General features: G+C 64.0%; 19 protein-coding genes. 13 read left to right on the top strand and 6 right to left on the bottom strand.

Annotated elements, in window-relative coordinates:
- Window positions 1-111: 111 nt before the first annotated feature.
- The 6 genes from rraA (at window position 112) to CCOS191_RS08135 (ending at window position 4,714) form a co-directional block, all read left to right on the top strand.
- Window positions 112-603 (top strand): ribonuclease E activity regulator RraA, encoded by a 492-nt coding sequence (gene rraA / locus CCOS191_RS08110; protein WP_023630330.1) that lies wholly within the window; start codon window positions 112-114, stop codon window positions 601-603.
- A 25-nt stretch (window positions 604-628) separates the two neighbouring features.
- Window positions 629-1,624, top strand: a complete 996-nt coding sequence (locus CCOS191_RS08115; protein ID WP_046854749.1) for a zinc transporter ZntB — start codon at window positions 629-631, stop codon at window positions 1,622-1,624.
- A 168-nt stretch (window positions 1,625-1,792) separates the two neighbouring features.
- Window positions 1,793-2,056, top strand: coding sequence for a hypothetical protein (locus tag CCOS191_RS08120; RefSeq protein WP_038706516.1), 264 nt, complete (start codon window positions 1,793-1,795; stop codon window positions 2,054-2,056).
- 2 nt (window positions 2,057-2,058) lie between these two features.
- Window positions 2,059-2,883: a mechanosensitive ion channel family protein gene (locus CCOS191_RS08125; protein ID WP_023632140.1), complete on the top strand. Its 825-nt coding sequence runs from the start codon at window positions 2,059-2,061 to the stop codon at window positions 2,881-2,883.
- A gap of 113 nt (window positions 2,884-2,996) precedes the next feature.
- The gene (gene sigX / locus CCOS191_RS08130) at window positions 2,997-3,563 is read left to right on the top strand and encodes an RNA polymerase sigma factor SigX (RefSeq protein WP_046854750.1); all 567 of its coding nucleotides are present in this window, start codon (window positions 2,997-2,999) and stop codon (window positions 3,561-3,563) included.
- Between the two features lie 110 nt (window positions 3,564-3,673).
- Window positions 3,674-4,714, top strand: a complete 1,041-nt coding sequence (locus CCOS191_RS08135) for an OmpA family protein (RefSeq protein ID WP_046854751.1) — start codon at window positions 3,674-3,676, stop codon at window positions 4,712-4,714.
- Between the two features lie 92 nt (window positions 4,715-4,806).
- On the opposite strand, the gene CCOS191_RS08140 is transcribed toward CCOS191_RS08135, so the two are convergent.
- From CCOS191_RS08140 to CCOS191_RS08155, 4 genes are all read right to left on the bottom strand, one after another.
- Entirely contained in the window at window positions 4,807-6,477 is a 1,671-nt protein-coding gene (locus CCOS191_RS08140) for a bifunctional protein-serine/threonine kinase/phosphatase (protein ID WP_046854752.1), read from the bottom strand.
- A gap of 9 nt (window positions 6,478-6,486) precedes the next feature.
- The gene (locus CCOS191_RS08145; RefSeq protein WP_046854753.1) at window positions 6,487-7,698 is read right to left on the bottom strand and encodes a nitrate/nitrite transporter; all 1,212 of its coding nucleotides are present in this window, start codon (window positions 7,696-7,698) and stop codon (window positions 6,487-6,489) included.
- A 161-nt stretch (window positions 7,699-7,859) separates the two neighbouring features.
- Window positions 7,860-8,435, bottom strand: coding sequence for an ANTAR domain-containing response regulator (locus CCOS191_RS08150; RefSeq protein ID WP_046854754.1), 576 nt, complete (start codon window positions 8,433-8,435; stop codon window positions 7,860-7,862).
- Between the two features lie 10 nt (window positions 8,436-8,445).
- Window positions 8,446-9,693 carry a CmpA/NrtA family ABC transporter substrate-binding protein gene (locus CCOS191_RS08155; RefSeq protein ID WP_156177515.1) on the bottom strand — a complete coding sequence of 416 codons (1,248 nt, stop codon included), beginning with the start codon at window positions 9,691-9,693 and terminating at the stop codon, window positions 8,446-8,448.
- Between the two features lie 94 nt (window positions 9,694-9,787).
- On the opposite strand from CCOS191_RS08155, the gene CCOS191_RS08160 reads away from it, so the two are divergent.
- On the top strand, window positions 9,788-10,813 hold the full coding sequence (locus CCOS191_RS08160) for a quinone-dependent dihydroorotate dehydrogenase (RefSeq protein WP_046854756.1): 1,026 nt from the start codon (window positions 9,788-9,790) through the stop codon (window positions 10,811-10,813).
- A 135-nt stretch (window positions 10,814-10,948) separates the two neighbouring features.
- Here CCOS191_RS08160 and rmf read toward each other — a convergent pair whose 3' ends face one another.
- The gene (rmf, locus tag CCOS191_RS27095; RefSeq protein WP_003248687.1) at window positions 10,949-11,164 is read right to left on the bottom strand and encodes a ribosome modulation factor; all 216 of its coding nucleotides are present in this window, start codon (window positions 11,162-11,164) and stop codon (window positions 10,949-10,951) included.
- Between the two features lie 550 nt (window positions 11,165-11,714).
- Between rmf and rlmKL the strand changes: the two genes are divergently transcribed.
- Both rlmKL and CCOS191_RS08170 read left to right on the top strand, forming a co-directional pair.
- On the top strand, window positions 11,715-13,913 hold the full coding sequence (gene rlmKL / locus CCOS191_RS08165) for a bifunctional 23S rRNA (guanine(2069)-N(7))-methyltransferase RlmK/23S rRNA (guanine(2445)-N(2))-methyltransferase RlmL (protein WP_046854757.1): 2,199 nt from the start codon (window positions 11,715-11,717) through the stop codon (window positions 13,911-13,913).
- Between the two features lie 95 nt (window positions 13,914-14,008).
- Window positions 14,009-16,408 carry a sensor domain-containing diguanylate cyclase gene (locus tag CCOS191_RS08170; RefSeq protein WP_046854758.1) on the top strand — a complete coding sequence of 800 codons (2,400 nt, stop codon included), beginning with the start codon at window positions 14,009-14,011 and terminating at the stop codon, window positions 16,406-16,408.
- A 98-nt stretch (window positions 16,409-16,506) separates the two neighbouring features.
- On the opposite strand, the gene CCOS191_RS28520 is transcribed toward CCOS191_RS08170, so the two are convergent.
- Complete coding sequence (locus tag CCOS191_RS28520; protein WP_269451411.1) at window positions 16,507-16,629, bottom strand: hypothetical protein; 123 nt, start codon at window positions 16,627-16,629, stop codon at window positions 16,507-16,509.
- A gap of 702 nt (window positions 16,630-17,331) precedes the next feature.
- Here CCOS191_RS28520 and CCOS191_RS28345 point away from each other — a divergent pair.
- The 4 genes from CCOS191_RS28345 to CCOS191_RS08190 all read left to right on the top strand — a co-directional run bounded on the left by CCOS191_RS28345 (window position 17,332) and on the right by CCOS191_RS08190 (window position 19,941).
- Window positions 17,332-17,493, top strand: coding sequence for a hypothetical protein (locus tag CCOS191_RS28345; protein ID WP_156177516.1), 162 nt, complete (start codon window positions 17,332-17,334; stop codon window positions 17,491-17,493).
- Between the two features lie 116 nt (window positions 17,494-17,609).
- The gene (locus CCOS191_RS08180; RefSeq protein ID WP_046854760.1) at window positions 17,610-19,052 is read left to right on the top strand and encodes an aminotransferase-like domain-containing protein; all 1,443 of its coding nucleotides are present in this window, start codon (window positions 17,610-17,612) and stop codon (window positions 19,050-19,052) included.
- Between the two features lie 164 nt (window positions 19,053-19,216).
- Window positions 19,217-19,579, top strand: a complete 363-nt coding sequence (locus tag CCOS191_RS08185) for a hypothetical protein (protein ID WP_442963660.1) — start codon at window positions 19,217-19,219, stop codon at window positions 19,577-19,579.
- A 107-nt stretch (window positions 19,580-19,686) separates the two neighbouring features.
- Window positions 19,687-19,941, top strand: a complete 255-nt coding sequence (locus CCOS191_RS08190; protein WP_046854762.1) for a YkgJ family cysteine cluster protein — start codon at window positions 19,687-19,689, stop codon at window positions 19,939-19,941.
- The last annotated feature ends 9 nt before the right edge of the window (window positions 19,942-19,950 follow it).

The raw sequence follows: 19,950 nt of genomic DNA on the forward strand, positions 1-19,950 counted from the left end.
GGCCGGTGCAGCGACGGTTCAACTGACTGCTCGGTCCCGGATGACTGCCGGCCCTTCCAAGGTGTAGCCTTGGCCGACACCCGCTTTCGTTGTGACTGACAGGAGTTTCCCATGCAGCATTACGTAACGCCCGACCTGTGCGACGCCTATCCGGACCTGGTCCAGGTGCTCGAACCCATGTTCAGCAACTTTGGCGGCCACGACTCGTTCGGCGGCCAGATCGTCACCATCAAGTGCTTCGAAGACAATTCCCTGGTCAAGGAGCAGGTCGAGCTCGACGGCAAGGGCAAGGTCCTGGTGGTCGATGGCGGCGGCTCGCTGCGCCGGGCGCTGCTGGGCGACATGCTCGCCGAGAAGGCCGCGAAGAATGGCTGGGAAGGCCTGCTGATCTACGGCTGCGTGCGTGACGTGGACGTGCTGGCGCAGACCGATGTCGGTATCCAGGCCCTGGCCAGCCACCCGATGAAGACCGACAAGCGCGGCATTGGCGACCTCAATGTCGCGGTGACGTTTGCCGGCGTGACCTTCCGTCCGGGCGAGTACGTGTATGCCGATAACAACGGCGTGCTGGTCTCGCCAAGCCCGCTGAAGATGCCCGAGTGATCCGCCGCACACCCATGGAGCTTTGATGTTCGAGGAAGACAACGCGCAATGGGGCCTGGTGCATGCCCTGGTGCTCGATGGCAAGGGTGGCGCGCGTTCGATCGCCCGCACCGAGTTGGACGATCTGCAGTTGCAGCCCCAGGAGAGCCTGTGGCTGCACTGGGACCGCAGCCATCCGCAGACCCGCACCTGGCTGTTGCACGACAGCGGTCTGAGCGAGTTCGCCTGCGACCTGTTGCTTGAGGAGAACACCCGCCCGCGCCTGTTGCAGATGGCCGGCGAGCAGATGCTGCTGTTCTTGCGCGGGGTCAACCTCAACCCGGGTGCCGAACCCGAGGACATGGTTTCGGTACGTATCTTCGCCGAAGCGCGGCGGGTCATCTCGCTGCGTTTGCGGCCGCTGCGCGCCAGCGACGAGGTGCTCCAGCAACTGGACGAGGGCAGGGGGCCAAAGACGGCCTCCGAACTGTTGTTGCTGATGGGTGAACTGCTGACCGAAAAGGTCCAGGCGCTGGTCAGCGACCTGTCCGAAGCGGTCGATCTGGAAGAGGAAAAGGCAGAATCCGACGAACGGTATTCCCCAGCTCAGGGCAGCCTGCAGCAGATCCGCCGTCGTGCCGCCGGCCTGCGCCGTTTCCTCGCCCCCCAGCGCGATATCTATGCCCAGCTTTCGCGCAATAAATGCAGCTGGTTCGCCGACGCCGACGGGGATTACTGGAACGAGCTGAACAACAGCCTGATCCGCTACCTCGAGGAGCTGGAACTGGCCCGCGAGCGAGCCGCCCTGGTGCTGGAAAGTGAGGATCGGCGTCGCAGCGAGCGGATGAACCGGACCATGTACCGGTTTGGCATCATCACCTGCATCTTCTTGCCCATGAGCTTTATCACAGGATTGCTGGGCATCAACGTCGGCGGTATTCCGGGCTCCGACAGCCCCTATGGATTCCTGTTCGCCAGCCTGATCGTGCTGGGGTTGGCGGTTGGGCAGTGGCTGCTGTTCCGGCGGTTGCGGTGGGTGTGATGTGTCCTGTCGCGGGGCAAGCCTGCTCCCACGGTCTCGGCGTGGTTTCGTGGGAGCGGGCTTGCCCCGCGATGGGGTCGCGCACTCATTTTGAAACATTCGTCCCACATCCCTGTGTGACCCATCGCTTGGCACCCACGTCTTTGACTGACATTGCGCGAGGTGCCCATGCACGATCCGTTTGAAGAATCCCTGCGCGACCTGCTCAAGGCGTCGCCGTCCGGTCAGGACCGTGACGACGCCGCGTGCCTGGGTCGCGTGCTCAAGACCGCCAACCGCCAGGTCGGCGCGGGTGATCTGTTCAGCCTGCTTGGCCGCTGGAGCCAGGCGCTGCTGATCGCCGTGAACAATGGCTCGGCGCATGTCGCGCCGGTGCGCCGCAACTCTACCCGCAACCCTGCCGCAGGCAGCCCTGCAGATAAGGCCGATTGAATATGGAACTCGATCTCTGGACCCAGAGCCTGGTCACCGCCATGACTGCCCTTTGGACCAAGGTGGCGAACTTCATCCCCAACCTGTTCGGCGCGCTGGTCGTGGTGCTGCTCGGTTTCGTCGTGGCCAAGCTGCTCGACACCTTGCTGTCGAAGGTACTGGCCAAGTTCGGCCTGGATCGCCTGATGAGCGGTACCGGTCTGACCAAGATGCTCGCCCGGATTGGTATCCAGGTACCGATTTCGACGCTGATCGGCAAGATCGTCTATTGGTTCGTGCTGTTGATCTTCCTGGTTTCGGCGGCTGAATCGCTGGGCCTGGAGCGGGTTTCGGCGACCCTGGACATGCTGGCGCTGTACCTGCCCAAGGTATTCGGCGCGGCGCTGGTGATGCTGGCCGGCGTGCTGTTGGCGCAACTGGCCAACGGCCTTGTGCGCGGCGCCGCCGAGGGCATCGGCCTGGAATACGCCGCTGGCGTCGGGCGTATCGTCCAGGGCCTGGTGATCATCATCAGTATTTCGGTGGCCATCAGCCAGCTGGAGGTCAAGACCGACCTGCTCAACCACGTGATCGTCATCGGGCTGATTACCGTTGGTCTGGCAATTGCCCTGGCGATGGGCCTGGGCAGCCGTGAAATTGCCGGGCAGATCCTGGCCGGCATCTATGTGCGTGAGCTCTATCAGGTCGGCCAGCACGTGCGCATTGGCGAGGTCGAAGGGCACATCGAGGAGATTGGCACGGTCAAGACGACCCTGCTGACCGATGATGGCGAACTGGTGTCGTTGTCTAATCGCGAGCTGCTCGAGCAGCGCGTGAATAGCCGCTAACCGAACAAAAGCTGTTAATGTATGCCGCCGCAAAAATCGGCCCACGGGGCCGAGCGGCGACATTGACCTGACTGTCGGCCAGATCCGTTTTGAATAAAGTTCATTCGCCGCCCATGCGCTATGACCCCCGCGAGCTCACCGACGAGGAGTTGGTGGCGCGTTCGCATGAGGAGCTGTTTCATGTCACCCGCGCCTATGAGGAACTCATGCGGCGCTACCAGCGCACGCTGTTCAACGTCTGTGCGCGCTACCTGGGGAACGATCGGGATGCCGACGATGTCTGTCAGGAGGTGATGCTCAAGGTGCTCTACGGGTTGAAGAACTTCGAGGGCAAGTCCAAGTTCAAGACCTGGCTCTACAGCATCACCTACAACGAATGCATCACCCAGTACCGCAAGGAGCGTCGCAAGCGCCGGCTGATGGATGCGCTGAGCCTGGACCCTGTCGAAGAGGCGTCCGAGGACAAGGCACCGAAGCCGGAAGAAAAAGGCGGGCTGGATAAATGGCTGGTACATGTGAACCCGATCGACCGGGAAATCCTGGTGCTGCGCTTTGTCGCGGAGCTGGAATTCCAGGAGATCGCCGACATCATGCACATGGGCCTGAGCGCCACGAAAATGCGCTACAAGCGTGCGCTCGACAAGCTTAGAGAGAAATTTGCAGGCGTGGCTGAAACTTAGTGGCCTGCAAATACCTCTAACCAACCGGCAAGTTCTGCTAGACTTGCCGTCGAGTTGTCCCCCGGATGTTGGTGGGACTGCTTAACTATCACCAGATGGGGATTTAACGGATGAAATTGAAAAACACCTTGGGCTTGGCCATTGGCTCGCTCGTAGCCGTGACTTCGCTCGGCGCTCTGGCTCAAGGCCAAGGCGCAGTCGAAATCGAAGGTAACGTTACCAAGCAGTTCTACGACAGCGAACGTAACTTCAAGAACACCGGCACCAATCCAGGTGTTCGCCTCGGTTACTTCCTGACCGACGACGTCTCCCTGGACCTGGGCTACAACGAGACCCACAACGCTCGTGGTGAAGTCTTCAACAAAGACATCAAAGGCTCCAAGACCAAGCTCGACGCTACCTACCACTTCGGTACCGTAGGCGATGCACTGCGTCCGTACGTTTCCGCCGGTTTCGCTCACGAGAGCCTGGGCCAGGCCACTCGTAGCGGCCGTGACCACTCCACCTTCGCCAACGTTGGCGCTGGCGCCAAGTGGTACATCACCGACATGTTCTTCGCCCGTGCCGGCGTCGAAGCCATGTACAACATCGACAACGGCAACACCGAGTGGGGTCCGACCGTTGGTCTGGGTCTGAACTTCGGTGGCAGCGGTGGCCAGAAAGCCGCTCCTGCGCCTGCTCCAGTTGCCGAAGTCTGCTCCGACAGCGACAACGATGGCGTCTGCGACAACGTCGACAAGTGCCCAGACACCCCAGCCAACGTTACCGTTGACGCTGATGGCTGCCCGGCTGTTGCCGAAGTCGTTCGCGTTGAGCTGGACGTCAAGTTCGACTTCGACAAGTCGGTCGTCAAGCCAAACAGCTACGGCGACATCAAGAACCTGGCTGACTTCATGAAGCAGTACCCACAGACCACCACCACCGTGGAAGGTCACACTGACTCCGTCGGCCCAGACGCTTACAACCAGAAGCTGTCCGAGCGTCGTGCCAGCGCTGTCAAGCAGGTCCTGACCCAGCAGTACGGTGTTGAATCGAGCCGTGTTGACTCGGTTGGCTACGGTGAGACCCGTCCGGTCGCCGACAACGCCACCGAAGCTGGCCGCGCCGTCAACCGTCGCGTAGAAGCTCAGGTAGAAGCCCAGGCCAAGTAATTGGTTTGACGCTTCACGAAAAACCCGGCCTCGGCCGGGTTTTTCTTTGTCTGCGATTTCTTGGGGGCGATGGGGCGTGGATGGCCGCGTGCTCAGTGCTTGAGCAGAACCAGCAACAGCACCATGTTCAACAGCAGCGACAGCAAGCCAATCGTGCGCCATACCTTCAGTGGCTCACGCTCCAGCAGTGGCCGTGGTCGCTCGTCCAGTTCCTGGCGATCCCCTCGCTCCAGCAACAGCAACCACTGTTCGGCGGTCTCGAAGCGTTGCGCCGGATCTGCGGCCACCGCCTGCAACAGGTTGTGCTGCAGCCACTCCGGCACATCCGGGCGGTAGCGCGCCGGGTTTACTGGCGTACCGAAGCGTGGCCGTTGGAACGCCTCGACTTCGCCGTAGGGGTAGTGGCCGGTAAGCAGCTGGTAAAGCGTTACGCCCGCGGCATAGAGGTCCTGATGCGGCGCAGGGGGTAGGCCGTCGTAGGCTTCCGGGGCAATGAACGAAGGCGTGCCCGGCAAGGCGTGGGGCGGGTCCTCGGAAAGCCCCGGGCAGTATGCCAGCCCGAAGTCGAGCAGGCGCAACTGGCCATCTTCGCCCAAGTGAAGGTTTTCCGGCTTGATATCACGGTGCAGCAGGTTGCGCCTGTGCAGCGCGCCGACAGCCTGCAGCAGCTGGCGCGCCATTTCCAGCCATTGCGCCAGGGGCAGCGGGCCGCTCGCCACGAGCAGGCTGGCGAGGGTCGTGCCCGGGTATTCGCGCATCAGGTAGTACAGGTGCTGGCGCTGGCTGGCCGGATGCACTTCAGGGAAGTGGCGACCGGCGACCCGGCGCAGGAACCACTCTTCCATGAGCAAGGTCTGGGCGGCCCCGGGCTCGTTGTCGCGGGCCGGGGGCAGGGTCTTGAGCAACCAGGGCCGGCCTTGCGGATCACGGGTGCGGTAGAGCAGCGCTTGCCTGCTCTGGGCCAGCAAACCGTCGACCTGCCAGCCATCGATCATCTGGCCTGCACGCAAAGCGGCTGGCAGCGGCCACTGCTTGAGCTGCGCCAGGGTGTCGCCCAGGTTGCTCGCGCCCAGCTGGTCGACTCGTACCAGCAAGGCGCTGGCATTGTCCTGGCTGCCGCAATGGTGGGCGCTGGCCACTAGGGTATCGGCGGCTTCCTGCAGGTCGGGGTGTTCGCGCAGGATCGACTGGATATGCGCATCGCCCAGGCTGGCCCACACGCCGTCGCTGAGCAGCACGAAGCACTCGCCTTCGTGCAGATCGCCTTCCAGATAATCCACCAGCAACTGTTGGTCCAGCCCCAGCGCGCGCTTGAGCACGTGCTGCATGCCGGGCTGGTCCCACACATGGTCTTCACTCAGGCATTGCAGCTGGTCGTCCTGCCAGCGGTACACCCGGCAGTCGCCGACGTGGGCGAGGGTGAAGCGTCGCCCGCGCAGCACCAGGGCGCTGAGGGTGGTGAGCAGCGGCTGGCCATTGCCTTGGGCGCGCAGCCAGCGGTTTTGCGCCACCAGCAGACGGTCCAGGGCCTGGGCCACGCTCCAGGTGGCGGGCGTGGCGTAGTAGTCCAGGGCCAGGGCCTGCAAGCTGGCGCGCGCTGCCAGGCCGCCGTCAGCGCACTGGCTGACACCGTCGGCCAGCGCGCATAGATAGCCCTTGCTGGCCGCGAGTTCCGGTACCGGGGTGACCAGGCGCAGGGCGTCCTGGTTTTCCGTGCGCGGGCCTGTGGCGCTGGCCTGGGCGAAGCTCAGTAGCAGGCTCATGGCGGCGCCTCAGACCCGCGCCGCGGTGACTGCGGCCGAGCCCCAGGTGGTGCGCCAGCGCTGCTTGACGCCATGCAGGCCGAACCAGGCCAGCAGGCCGAGGCTGGCGAACAGCCACAGGCCGAGCTGGTAATCGCCAGTGTGCTGCTTGATGGTGCCAAGGCCCGCAGCGAGGAGGAAACCGCCGATGCCGCCAGCCATGCCGATCAGCCCGGTCATCACGCCGATCTCTTGGCGGAAGCGCTGCGGCACCAGCTGGAACACCGCGCCATTGCCCGCACCCAGCCCGAGCATGGCGCTGACGAACAACGCCAGGGCCGTCGCCGCGCTGGGTAGGTTGAAGCCCACCGCCGCGATGCACACGGCGGCCACGCTGTACATCGCCAGCAGGGTGCGGATGCCGCCGAAGCGGTCGGCCAGGGCGCCGCCGAGCGGGCGCATGAGACTGCCGGCGAACACACAGGCGGCGGTGTAGTAGCCGGCGGTCACCGGGCTCAGGCCGTACTGGTCGCTGAAATAGCCAGGCAGGGCGCTGGCCAGGCCGATGAAACCGCCGAAGGTGACACTGTAGAAGAACATGAACCACCAGCTGTCGCGGTCGCCGAGGGCCCTGAGGTAGTCGGCCATGGCCTTGGGCTTGGGCCGTTGCGGGGCATTGCGGGCCAGCCAGGCGAACAGCACCAGGGTCAGCAGCAGCGGCAGCAGGGCAAAGCCGAACACATTGTTCCAGCCAAAGGCGGCGGCCAGCGCTGGCGCCAGCAGCGCGGCGAACACCGTGCCGGAGTTGCCGGCACCGGCGATGCCCATGGCCTTGCCCTGGTGCTGCGGCGGGTACCACTGCGAGGCTAGCGGCAGAGACACGGCAAACGAGGCCCCGGCAAAACCAAGGAACACACCAAGCAGCAAGGCTTGTTCGTAGCTGCGCACGCCCAGCTGCCAGGCACAGGCCAGGGCGACGATCACCACCACCTGGCCGATCAGCCCGGCGGTCTTGGGCGACAGGCGATCGACCAGCACGCCCATGGCAAAGCGCAGTAGCGCGCCGGCCAGGATCGGCGTGGCCACCATCAGGCCGCGTTGCTGTGCGGTCAGTTGCAGGTCGGCGGCAATCTGCACCGCCATCGGGCCGAGCAGGTACCAGACCATGAAACTCAGGTCGAAATACAAGAAGGCGGCGAACAGGGTGGGCACATGCCCGGATTTCCAGAAGCTCGTATTCATCGGACACCTCGTGGGGCGCACAACACAGGGCGGAAACGAAAAGACGCCGCTGCCCGGTCCACGGATGAGTGGCGGGGAAGCGACGTCTTTGTCGGGGTCTGGGGGGCAACCGCCGTTGGCTACCCGGGGTTCCATGAGCAAGAGGCGGGCCAAGGTCTTGCCTAGCCCAGCATCTCCGACATGGCGATGATCTGTTCCGCTACCTGGATCAGCTTCTGCTGGCGGCTCATGGCCTGGCGGCGCATCAGGGTATAGGCCGCTTCCTCGTTGCAGTCCTTCATTTTCATCAGCAGGCCCTTGGCTTGTTCGATGCGCTTGCGCTCGGCCAGTTGCTGGTCGCGGGCCAGCAATTGCGCCTTCAGCGCCTGGTCGCTTTCGAAACGGGCCATGGCCACGTCGAGGATCGGCTGCAGGCGCGTGGCCTGGATACCCTCGACGATATAGGCGCTGACCCCAGCCTGGATTGCCTGGCGCATCACGTCGGGGTCGTGCTCGTCGGTGAACAGCACGATCGGGCGGGGGCGATCGCGGCTGACCAGCACCACTTGCTCCATCACATCGCGGCCAGGTGACTCGGTATCGATCAGCACCACGTCCGGGTGCACCGTTTCGACACAGGCGGGCAGGTCGATGCTCAGGTTGCCGGCCTCGATCACTTCGAAGCCGGCCTCGATCAGGGCCGCCTTGAGACGACCGACTTTCTTTTCGGTGTCGTCGATCAGCAGGATACGCAGCATGTCCGCCCCCTCAGTGACTGGCGCGGGCATCAGGCGCCGCGTCCAGGGCGTGCAGGGGGAAGCTGCGCGCATAGCCATGGGGGTCGCTGCCGTCCCAGCGGCGGCCGTCGAGCAGCAGGCTGCTGCGCATGGGTAGGTCGGCGCAGGGCACGCCCAGTGCCGAGGCGGCCTCGCGGTAAAGGGCCAGCTGTTGCACCTGGCGGGCGACCCCGAGGTAGTCCGGGTCGTCACGCAGCAGGCCCCAGCGGCGGAACTGGGTCATGAACCACATGCCGTCGGACAGGTAGGGCAGGTTGGCCCGGCCCTGGTCGAACACGCGCAGGGCATGGGGGTCGTGCCAGCGATGGCCGAGGCCATCCTGGTAGTCGCCGAGCAGGCGCGGCTCGATGCTGTCGACGGGGGTGTCAAGGTAGGCGCTGCCGCTGAGCAGTTGCGCGGTGCTGCGGCGGTTTTCCTGGCTCTGCTCGATGAAGCGCGCGGCGGTGAGTACCGACTGGATCAGTGCCCGGGCGCTGTTGGGGTACTGTTCGACGAAACCGCGGGCGCAGGCCAGGACCTTTTCCGGGTGATCGGGCCAGATCGACTGGCTGGTGGCCAGGGTGAAGCCCTGGCCCTTGGCGAGCGCGTCGGCCGACCAGGGTTCGCCAACGCAGAAGCCGTCGATGCGCCCGGCCTGCAGGTGGGCGGCCATCTGCGCCGGGGGCACCACCACGCTGCTGACGTCACGCAATGGGTGGATACCCTGGCTGGCCAGCCAGTAGTAAAGCCACAGGGCATGGGTGCCGGTGGGAAAGGTCTGGGCGAAGGTCAGTCGTGCGCCTTGCTGGTGCACCAGCCGCGCCAGTGCCTCGGGGTTGGTCACGCCCTTGCGCTGCAGTGCGGGAGAGAGGTTGATGGCCTGGGCGTTCTGGTTCAGGCCCATAAGCACGGTCAGGGGGCTGGCGGGCACGCCGCCGATACCCAGGTGCACCGCGTACACCAGGCCATACAGGCAGTGGGCGGCGTCGAGTTCGCCGCTGACCAGCTTGTCGCGCAGTCCGGCCCAGGAGGCCTGCCGGCGCAGGTTGAGGGTCAGGCCGAATGGCTGGGCGAAGCCCTGGGTGGCGGCGACCACCACCGAGGCGCAGTCGGTGAGGGCCATGAAACCGATGTCCAGGCTGGGTTTTTCCGGCGCGTCGCTGCCGTTGACCCAGGCCAGGGGCGTTGTCGGGAGGGCTGTGTTCACGGAGTTCCTCGAGCGTTCGCAATAGGGCTGCATGCAACAGACATAGCAACCCATGTGCCATGGCCCTGTCGCCCCGGCGGCGCGCTGGCTATAATCGCCCCCTCACACACCGCGAGTCCGCCCGCCCATGTATACCCTGGCCCGCCAGCTGCTGTTCAAGCTCTCCCCGGAAACCTCCCACGACCTCTCGCTGGACCTGATCGGCGCCGGTGGCCGCCTCGGGCTCAACGGTCTGCTGTGCAAGCAGCCGGCGGCGTTGCCGGTGACGGTGATGGGCTTGAACTTCGCCAACCCGGTCGGCCTGGCCGCAGGCCTGGACAAGAACGGCGCGGCCATCGACGGTTTCGCCCAGCTGGGTTTCGGTTTCGTCGAGATCGGCACCGTGACGCCACGCCCGCAGCCGGGCAACCCCAAGCCACGGCTGTTCCGCCTGCCTGAAGCCACGGCCATCATCAACCGCATGGGCTTCAACAATCTGGGTGTCGACCACTTGCTGGCACGTGTGCGCGCCTCGAAGTACACCGGGGTATTGGGCATCAACATCGGCAAGAACTTCGACACCCCGGTCGAACGGGCCCAGGACGACTACCTGATCTGCCTGGAAAAGGTCTACAACGACGCCAGCTATATCACTGTCAACGTCAGCTCGCCGAATACCCCGGGCCTGCGTTCGCTGCAGTTCGGCGACTCGCTCAAGCAACTGCTCGATGCCCTGGCCGAGCGCCGCGAACAACTGGCCACGGCCAACGGCAAGCGCGTGCCATTGGCGATCAAGATTGCACCGGATATGAGCGACGAAGAGACCGCGCTGGTGGCCGCGGCGCTGCGCGAGTCGGGCATGGATGCGGTGATCGCCACCAATACCACCCTGGGCCGTGAAGGTGTCGAAGGTCTGCCGTTCGGTGGCGAGGCGGGCGGCCTTTCGGGCGCGCCGGTACTGCAAAAGAGCACGCACACGGTGAAGGTGCTGGCGGGCGAGCTGGGCGGCAAGCTGCCGATCATCGCCGCTGGCGGCATTACCGAGGGGCGTCACGCGGCTGAGAAGGTCGCCGCTGGGGCTAGCCTGGTGCAAATCTACTCGGGCTTCATCTACAAAGGCCCGGCGTTGATTCGTGAAGCAGTGGATGCAATTGCGGCGATGCCGCGCCAATGACTGAGTAAAAGCCCGCACCGGCAGCGATGGTTGAAAGATTCGAAGCATAAAAAAGGGGTCCCTCAAGGGACCCCCTGGGCCGCAGCCCGCCGCCCGGATAGGGCGCGCATGGTGACTCGAATTCAGTGTCCTCGTTCAGCCAACGGCGTGATTTTCGTTGAGTCTATGAATGCCAGCGGTGCCGGTCATGCCATCCCAGTTATCGCCGCGACCTTCGCGCCAGCCGTTGATCCAGGCTTGGCGTACAGAGGGTAGATTGAAGGGGCAAAGTTCGCGGGATTTGCCGGTGACTCCATACTGGTAGCCACGTGAATATGCTCTTTCCAACGGATCACGCTTAAGTCTTCTCATAGGGTGTTGCCCTCACTTGTTGACTGTAATGTCCCGTCGGCCTCTCCGAGGCCGGGCAGAATCGTTCTGCCGGTTTGCGCCCGCTGCCGGCGTCGCGGGCTGAAAGTGCCGCCCCGTTGCGGTGCGGCCTGAGATCAGTTCTAACGAATGCGAGTCACAGTGTGAATGATCGATTTGTCATAAGGACGTAACCTTTCCGAGGGTGAGGGGATAAGTAAATAAATGCGACTCAACCTTGTTTGCCGTTGAGCCCGCTATGATCAGGGTTCAGTCAACGTTGACGTCAATTGGCCAGCGTTGCTCGATGATGACAGTAATAATTGGTAATGCGACGAAGGGTCACATCTGAACCCTGGGTCCACGAAATTTTCACACTGCCCGACGATCAAAGCCTCTTTCGCCTCTGCGCGAGGCATTGGTCTGCCGGGCGGCCAGGTCTTGCGAACGCTTCGCAAGGCCACCCGGGCGCCTGCTGGAAAGGTGCCCGGGCAAACAGCGGCAGCCGATGCGTCGGCTTGCCATCTACCTAGCCAAGGGCTCTGGATTGCACATGTCGGACCGTTTCGAACTTTATCTCACCTGCCCCAAGGGTCTTGAAGGCCTGCTCGCCGAGGAGGCCCGCCAATTGGGCCTGAGCGAGGTGCGTGAACACACCTCGGCCATTCGCGGCGACGCCGATATGGAAACCGCCTATCGCCTGTGCCTGTGGTCGCGTCTGGCCAACCGGGTGCTGCTGGTGCTCAAGCGTTTTTCCATGAAGAACGCCGATGACCTCTATGACGGTGTGCATGCCCTGGATTGGGCCGATCACCTGGCGGCCGACGGTACGCTGGCGGTGGAGTTCAGCGGCCATGGATCGGGTATCGACAACACCCACTTCGGCGCCCTGAAAGTGAAGGACGCCATCGTCGACAAGCTGCGCAACCGTGAAGGCCTGCGCCCGTCGGTGGAGAAGGTCGACCCGGATGTGCGCGTACACCTGCGCCTGGACCGTGGCGAGGCCATTCTGTCCCTCGACCTGTCTGGCCACAGCCTGCACCAGCGCGGCTATCGCCTGCAGCAGGGCGCGGCGCCATTGAAGGAAAACCTGGCAGCGGCGGTGCTGATCCGCTCGGGCTGGCCACGCATTGCGGCCGAGGGCGGCGCCCTGGCTGACCCGATGTGCGGTGTGGGCACCTTCCTGGTCGAGGCGGCGATGATTGCCGCCGATATCGCCCCCAACCTCAAGCGCGAGCGCTGGGGCTTCACGGCCTGGCTCGGACATGTGCCGGCGTTGTGGCGCAAGCTGCACGACGAGGCCCAGGCCCGTGCCCAGGTGGGCCTGGCCAAGCCACCGCTGTGGATTCGTGGCTACGAGGCCGACCCGCGGCTGATCCAGCCGGGACGCAACAACGTCGAGCGCGCAGGCCTGGGTGACTGGGTGAAGATCTACCAGGGCGAGGTCGCCAGCTTCGAACCGCGTCCGGACCAGAACCAGAAGGGCCTGGTGATCAGCAACCCGCCCTATGGCGAGCGCCTGGGTGATGAAGCCAGCCTGCTGTACCTCTACCAGAACCTCGGCGAGCGCCTGCGCCAGGCGTGCATGGGCTGGGACGCGGCGGTGTTCACTGGTGCGCCGGAGCTGGGCAAGCGCATGGGCATCCGCAGCCACAAGCAGTACGCTTTCTGGAACGGCGCATTGCCGTGCAAGCTGCTGCTGTTCAAGGTCCAGCCGGACCAGTTCGTCACCGGCGATCGTCGCCAGGCCCAGCCCGAGGCGGGCGAGAACGAGCCGCGCCGCCAGGCGCCGGTGGCCAGCGAGCCGGCGCGCCTGTCGGAAGGCGCGCAGATGTTCGCCAACCGCCTGCAGAAGAACTTCAAGCAGCTGGGCAAGTGGGCCCGTCGCGAGAAGGTCGATTGCTACCGCGTGTACGATGCCGACATGCCCGAGTACGCCCTGGCTGTCGACCTGTATCACGACTGGGTACACGTGCAGGAATACGCCGCGCCCCGTTCGATCGATCCGGACAAGGCCCAGGCGCGCCTGCTCGACGCGCTGAGCGCGATTCCCCAAGCCCTGGGCGTCGATCCGCAGCGCGTGGTGCTCAAGCGCCGGGAACGCCAGACCGGCACTCGCCAGTACGAACGCCAGGCCACCGAAGGACGCTTCCAGGAAGTCAGCGAAGGCGGCGTCAAGCTGCTGGTCAACCTCACCGACTACCTCGACACCGGCCTGTTCCTCGACCATCGCCCGATGCGCCTGCGTATCCAGCGCGAGGCGGCGGGCAAGCGCTTCCTCAACCTGTTCTGCTACACCGCCACGGCCAGCGTGCACGCAGCCAAGGGCGGCGCGCGCAGCACCACCAGCGTCGACCTGTCGAAGACCTACCTGGACTGGGCACGGCGCAACCTGTCGCTCAACGGTTTCTCCGAGCGCAACCGCCTGGAGCAGGGCGACGTCATGGCCTGGCTGGAGAACGCCCAGGACAGCTACGACCTGATCTTCATCGACCCGCCGACCTTCTCCAACTCCAAGCGCATGGAAGGGGTGTTCGACGTGCAGCGCGACCATGTGCAGCTGCTCGACCTGGCCATGGCGCGCCTGGCGCCGGGTGGTGTGCTGTACTTCTCCAACAACTTCCGCAAGTTCCAGCTCGACGAGCACCTGGCGACGCGGTATGCGGTGGAGGAAATCAGCGCCCAGACCCTGGATCCTGACTTCGCTCGCAACAACCGCATCCATCGCGCCTGGCAACTGCGTTTGCGCTGAGCCGACGAGGTACATGGCGTGGCCACTGGCCAGCGGCTATAAAGCAGGACAGGGCGGGACAATACGCAGGACGCTGACGTTGCTGAGAGTCCTCTATGTCGAACCCGGGCGTACCTGCGAAGCCGCTTGGCCTGTTCGGTGACGAGCTGTCGGCCTGGGGCGTGGCCCTGGCGGCGCTGGTCGCCGGGGCGCTGCTCACGGCCGCGCTGGCCATTGCCACGCAGACCTTCTTCAAGCAGCAACTGCGCCAGCGCTTCGAGCTGCTGGCCAGTGAGCGCTACAGCCGCATCGCCGAACGTTTCGAGGAGCAGGAGCAGCGCCTGGACGGCCTGCGCCGCTTCTTCGCCTACTCCAGCGAAATCACACCCTACGATTTCGATGGCTATGCCCGTCCATTGCTGCATCGCACCCAGGCCTATTCCTGGGCGCCGCGGGTAGCGTCCGGGCAGCGCGCGGCGTTCGAACAGCACGCCAGCGCCTTGCTGGGACAGCCTTACCAGATTCGCGACCTGGACGCCCAGGGGCGCTGGCAGGCGGCAGCGATGCGCGATCACTACTATCCGGTGCTGTACACCCAGGCGGCGAGCCGACAGGCCCAGCCCTACGGCTTCGACCTGGGCGGGCAAGCGCTGCGCGCCGCGACCCTGGCCCGGGCCTCGGGCCCTGGCAGCATGGCCGTGTCCGCGCCGCTGGACATGATCAATGTCGAGCCGGCCTACACCCGCGGCCTGCTGATGGTCGCCCCGGTGTTCGCCGATGATGCGCCGGCGAGCGAGTTGCCCCGAGGTTATGTGATGGCCTTGCTCAGCCTGCACCAGTTGATTGCCGAGAGCCTGCCGACCGTGGCCGACGACAACCTGGTGGTGCGCATCCTCGACCTGTCCACCGAGGGCGGTCACGAGGTGCTGTTCGACTCGGGCATGCCGCCGGCGCGCATGGGCCTTGCCAGCAGTCACCTGCTGCACCTGGCCGACCATCACTACCAGCTCGATATTCGACCTAGCCAGGGCTTTCTGTTGGCCAACCGGTCGTCTGCGGTGCCAGTCGTGGCATTGCTGGGTGGCTTGCTGAGCGTACTGCTGGCGCTGCTGCTCTACAGCCTGTTCAGCCAGCGCCAGCGTGCCCTGGGCCTGGTAGCCCGGCGTACCGCCGAGTTGCGTGTCAGCGAGCAGTCGTTGCGCGAGACTCATAATCAGCTGCGCAGCGTGCTCGATGCCGCGACCCAGGTCGCGATCATCGCCACCAGCCTGCGCGGGGTGATCGGCACGTTCAATGCCGGTGCCGAACGCATGCTGGGCTATTCGGCCGGCGAAGCGCTGGGTCAGCTGCGTCTCGAGGACCTGGTGTTGCCCGAAGAGCTGCATCAGCGTGCCCATGCCTTGAGCGTGCGCTTTGGCCGCGAGGTCGGCGCCGGCCAGGCGATGTTCGCCGAAACGGTGCAGGAGGGTGGCGCGCAGCCGGCGGACTGGACGCTGGTGCGCAAGGACGGCAGCCATCTGCTGGCCAACATGCTGGTGACGGCGGTGCTGGACGAGCAGGGCTTGTGGGTGGGTTACCTGGCGATCTGCATCGATGTCACCGAGCGGCGCCGGGTCCACGAAGCCCTGGCGGCTCGCGACCGGCTGCTGGAAAAACTCAGCGCCGAGGTGCCTGGCGGGATCTACCAGTACCGCCTGGATGCCGATGGCCACTCCTGTTTTCCCTACGCCAGCCAAGGGCTGCACGACATCTACGAGGTGGACCTGGCGGTGCTGCGCGAGGATGCCACGGCGGTGTTCGAGCGTATTCACCCTGACGACCTGGAGCGGGTACGACGTTCGGTGCGGTATTCCGCCGAGCACCTTGCGCCGTGGCGCGAGGAGTATCGGGTGTGCCTGCCGCAAGCGGGGCTGCGCTGGGTGCGTGGGGAGGCTACGCCGGAGATCGGCGAGCACGGCAGCACGCTGTGGCATGGCTACCTGACGGACATCTCGGATCTCAAGCGGGTCGAGGAAGAGCTACGCGCATTGTCGGTGACCGACGCCCTGACCGGCATCTACAACCGACGCTATTTCCAGGAGCGGCTGCGCAACGAACTGGATCGGGCACAGCGCGAAGGTTTGGACTTGGCGGTGATCATGCTGGATATCGACCATTTCAAGCGTATCAACGATCAGTTCGGGCACGCGGTTGGGGATCATGTGCTGCGCAATCTTTGCCAGCGGATCGCGCATCGGCTGCGGCGCACCGATGTGTTCTGCCGCTTGGGCGGGGAGGAGTTCATGGTGCTGTGCCCCGGGAGCAATGCCGAGCAGGCGCGGATACTGGCGCAGGAGTTGTGGCAGGGGGTGCGCAGTGTGCCGGTGGAGGGCGTTGGGCGGGTCACGGCGAGTTTCGGGGTGGCGGGGTGGCGGGCGGGGGAGGGGGCGGATGCGTTGTTGTTGCGGGCGGATGCTGGGGTATATGTGGCCAAGCAGGGGGGGAGGGATCGGGTTGAGGGGGAGTTGTTGTCTTGACTTGGGTTTGATGTTCTTGTTGATTGGTGGATATTACTTGGTGTTGGTTTTGAAGTTGCATGCGAATTTAGTTTATATTACGTCGCGTCGGTGCATTGTCATCTTTTCAATTGTTTAATCCTCAAGTCTTGCTCTTGCTCTTGCTCTTGCTCTTGCTCTTGCTCTTGCTCTTGCTCTTGCTCTTGCTCTTGCTCTTGCTCTGCTTTTGCTTCTAAGTGCACGATAGTTCAGGCGACACAAATTGCGACTTCAGGAGGCCGAACGTAGGTCTTGCGGAGGGAGGTGACGGGCATGGATGCCCGTCAAGCGCTGCGCCCCAGGATGGGGCGTTCAGCGCGGTCCTCCCGGGAGCAAGGCCGGAGTGAGGGGACCCCGGAGCGAAGCGTAGGGGCCGGATGAATGGAGCGAGCATTTTTTGGTTCCTTTTTGATGCTTCAAAAAGGGACCCGCCGTAAGGGCGGAAAGGTGATTATGCGTCACCATCGTAAATGAATGCGTATATAGCTTTTAAAACATACTCTGTGTAAGTCAAAGTCAAAGTCAAAGTCAAAGTCAAAGTCAAAGTCAAAGTCAAATGCGATTGGCGGGGGTTTTTACAGTTGTAAGCGCATTCATTTGCTATAATGACGCATATTCACCCTTTCGCCACCCGGCGAGTCACTTTTTGTCAAACGCGACAAAAAGTAACCAAAAAACGCTGCGCTCCATTCATCCGGCCCTCCGCTTCGCTCCGGGTTCCCTCACTCCGGCCTTGCTCCCGGGAGGACCGCGCTGAACGCCCCATCCTGGGGCGCAGCGCTTGACGGGCATCCATGCCCGTCACCTCCCTCCGCAAGACCTCCGTTCGGCCTCCTGAAGTCGCGAAGTTACGGGCGGCGCCTGGGCTGACGCAGCTGTCGCTAGCTGGGTAGGGCGCTAGACTCTTGATCGGCAACGGCAACGGCAACGGCAACGGCAACGGCAACGGCAACGGCAACGGCAACGGCAACGGCAACGGCAACGGCAACGGCAACGGCAGTATCAAAGGTAATTTGAGCGTTCGTCGGCGCGCCGACGTGGTCGGCTATCACTTCTCTGTCACGTAACTGTATTGTTGGCTATTCTCCGATCTGTCCCAGTACACTTCGTAACTGTTACGGTATTCTGGCCCCGCAGTGAGCCACACAAGAACAATGACCCGTCAGCGCTTCGAGAACACGCCATGACCAACCTGTTGCTGTACCAGCGCATTGCCCAGCAACTGGCCGATGACATCCGCCGGGGTGTCTACCAGCCGGGGGAGCGGGTGCCGTCGGTGCGCAAGATGAGCGCGCAGCTCAATGTCAGCCACGCCACCGTGCTGCAGGCTTACGCCAATCTCGAGGACCAGGGCCTGATACGTGCCCGGCCGCAGTCCGGCTACTACGTCCACCAGACCCCGGCGTTGACGGCGCAGACCCCGGATATCGCGCGGGTCGAACGCCCGGGCCTGGTCACCCGGGCAAGCATCATCCAGCAAGTGCTGGTCGAGGCGCGGCGCGATGGGGTTTTCCCGTTCGGCGCCGCGGTGCCGCATGTCGACTACCTGCCCGTGCGTGCCCTGCACCAGCAGTTGGCCAAGGTGACGCGCTTCCATAGCCCACGTGCCTTCAGCTACATGTTCAGCCCAGGTTTCGAACCGCTGCGCCGGCAGATCGCCATTCGCATGCGTGATGCTGGCGTGCTGGTCGATCCGCGTGAGGTGGTGGTCACCCACGGCTGTGTCGACGCCCTGCAGATGGCGCTGCGGGTGCTGACCCGGCCGGGCGACCTGATCGCGGCCGAGTCGCCCACCTACTATGGCCTGTTGCAGTTGGCCGACCTGCTGGGGCTCAAGGTCATCGAGATTCCCAGCGACCCGTCTACCGGTATCAGTCTGGAGGCCCTGCAACTGGCCGCCAACCAGTGGTCGATCAAGGCGCTCGTACTGACGGCGCGCTTGAGCAATCCCCTGGGCGGCACCATCCCCGAGGAGCGGCAGAAACAGTTGCTGCGCTTGGCCTCGGACTTCGACATACAGATCGTCGAGGATGATATCTACGGCGAACTGATGTTCGAGCAGGGGCGCACCAAGGCGCTCAAGGCCTTCGATCGCCTCGACCGGATGATCTACTGCTCGAGCTTTTCCAAGACCCTGTCGCCAGGGGTGCGGGTCGGCTGGATGATCGCCGGGCGCTACCAGGACGAGATCCAGCGCCTGCAGACCTTCACCACGCACTCGGCCTGCAGCGTCACGCAGATGGCGGTGGCCGCCTACCTGGAGAACGGCGGCTACGATCGCCACCTGCGCTACATTCGCCAGGAATATCGCAAGAACCTCAGTGCCTACCAGCTGGCGGTGCAGCAGCATTTCCCGGAAGGCACGCAGATGACCCGGCCCACTGGCGGCTTCATCCTCTGGGTCAGCCTGCCGGGGCGGGTCAATACCCAAGAGCTGCACGTGCGGGCACTGGAGCAGGGGATCAGCATCGCGCCGGGGCTGATCTTCAGTAATACGGAGCAGTTCAACCACTGTATCCGGCTTAACTGCGGCATTCCCTGGAACCGCGAGGCGGAGCGCGCGGTGATGACCCTGGGGCTGCTGGCCCAACAATTGTGTCGCGAGCCGACAGGTTCACTTCTGTAGGCTTGTCAGATGAGCGGGGAACAGGGAGCATACGCGTTTTGCAGCTTACGCTCCCGGTACCCATGAACCTGTTTCGTCCTCTTGTCATTGCCCTATGTTGCGCGTTGCCCTGGCTGCCGGCCGGAGCGGTGCAGGCTGCCGAGCCTGCAGCCAAGGCGCAGGGAGTGCACAAGTCAGCGGCCAAGGCTGCAGCCAAGCCGGCAGCCAAGCCCAAGACCAAACCAAAGGCCAAGCCCAAGGTGAAGGCCAAGCCTGTCAGCAAGGCTGTCGCCAAACCGCTGCCCAAACCGAAGATCGACCTGAGCCTGCCGAGTGAGATGGTCAGGCATCTCGAGCCGGACCTGGGTGACGGGCCGGTGGTGCGCAAGCCGCTGCTACCGTCGATGTTCCCCACCAAACCGGAATCCGACAGCAGCCCGTTCCAGCTCAACGGCCGACTGATCAGCAACGAAATGCAGCTGCAGTTGCGCAACGACAGCCGGCGCGACGTCGACGGCGCGGCGATCGATTTCGAATTCCGCAACTGACTGCCGGGTCACGGTCTTTTTCATTCGCTCGGCAATTTCAAACATATGTTTGAGCGGTTAGTATCCAGGGACGTTCGTCCCGTTTTGCTCCTGGGAGTCCTGTTGTCATGAAATGCCGCGAGGGCTGCGGTGCCTGCTGCATCGCCCCGTCCATCAGTTCGCCTATCCCCGGCATGCCGCAGGGCAAGCCAGCCGGCGAACGCTGCCTGCACCTTAATGTCGAAAACCTCTGTGCGCTGTTCGGCAAGCCCGAGCGGCCGCAGGTGTGTGGCGGCTTCAAGGCGGAAGCGGAGATCTGTGGCAACGATCGTGACGAGGCCATCCGCATCATCGGGTGGTTGGAGCAGATGACGGCGGCGTGACAGGTTGGA

This window comes from Pseudomonas sp. CCOS 191, from assembly GCF_001007005.1.
Taxonomy (GTDB): Bacteria; Pseudomonadota; Gammaproteobacteria; order Pseudomonadales; family Pseudomonadaceae; genus Aquipseudomonas; species Aquipseudomonas soli.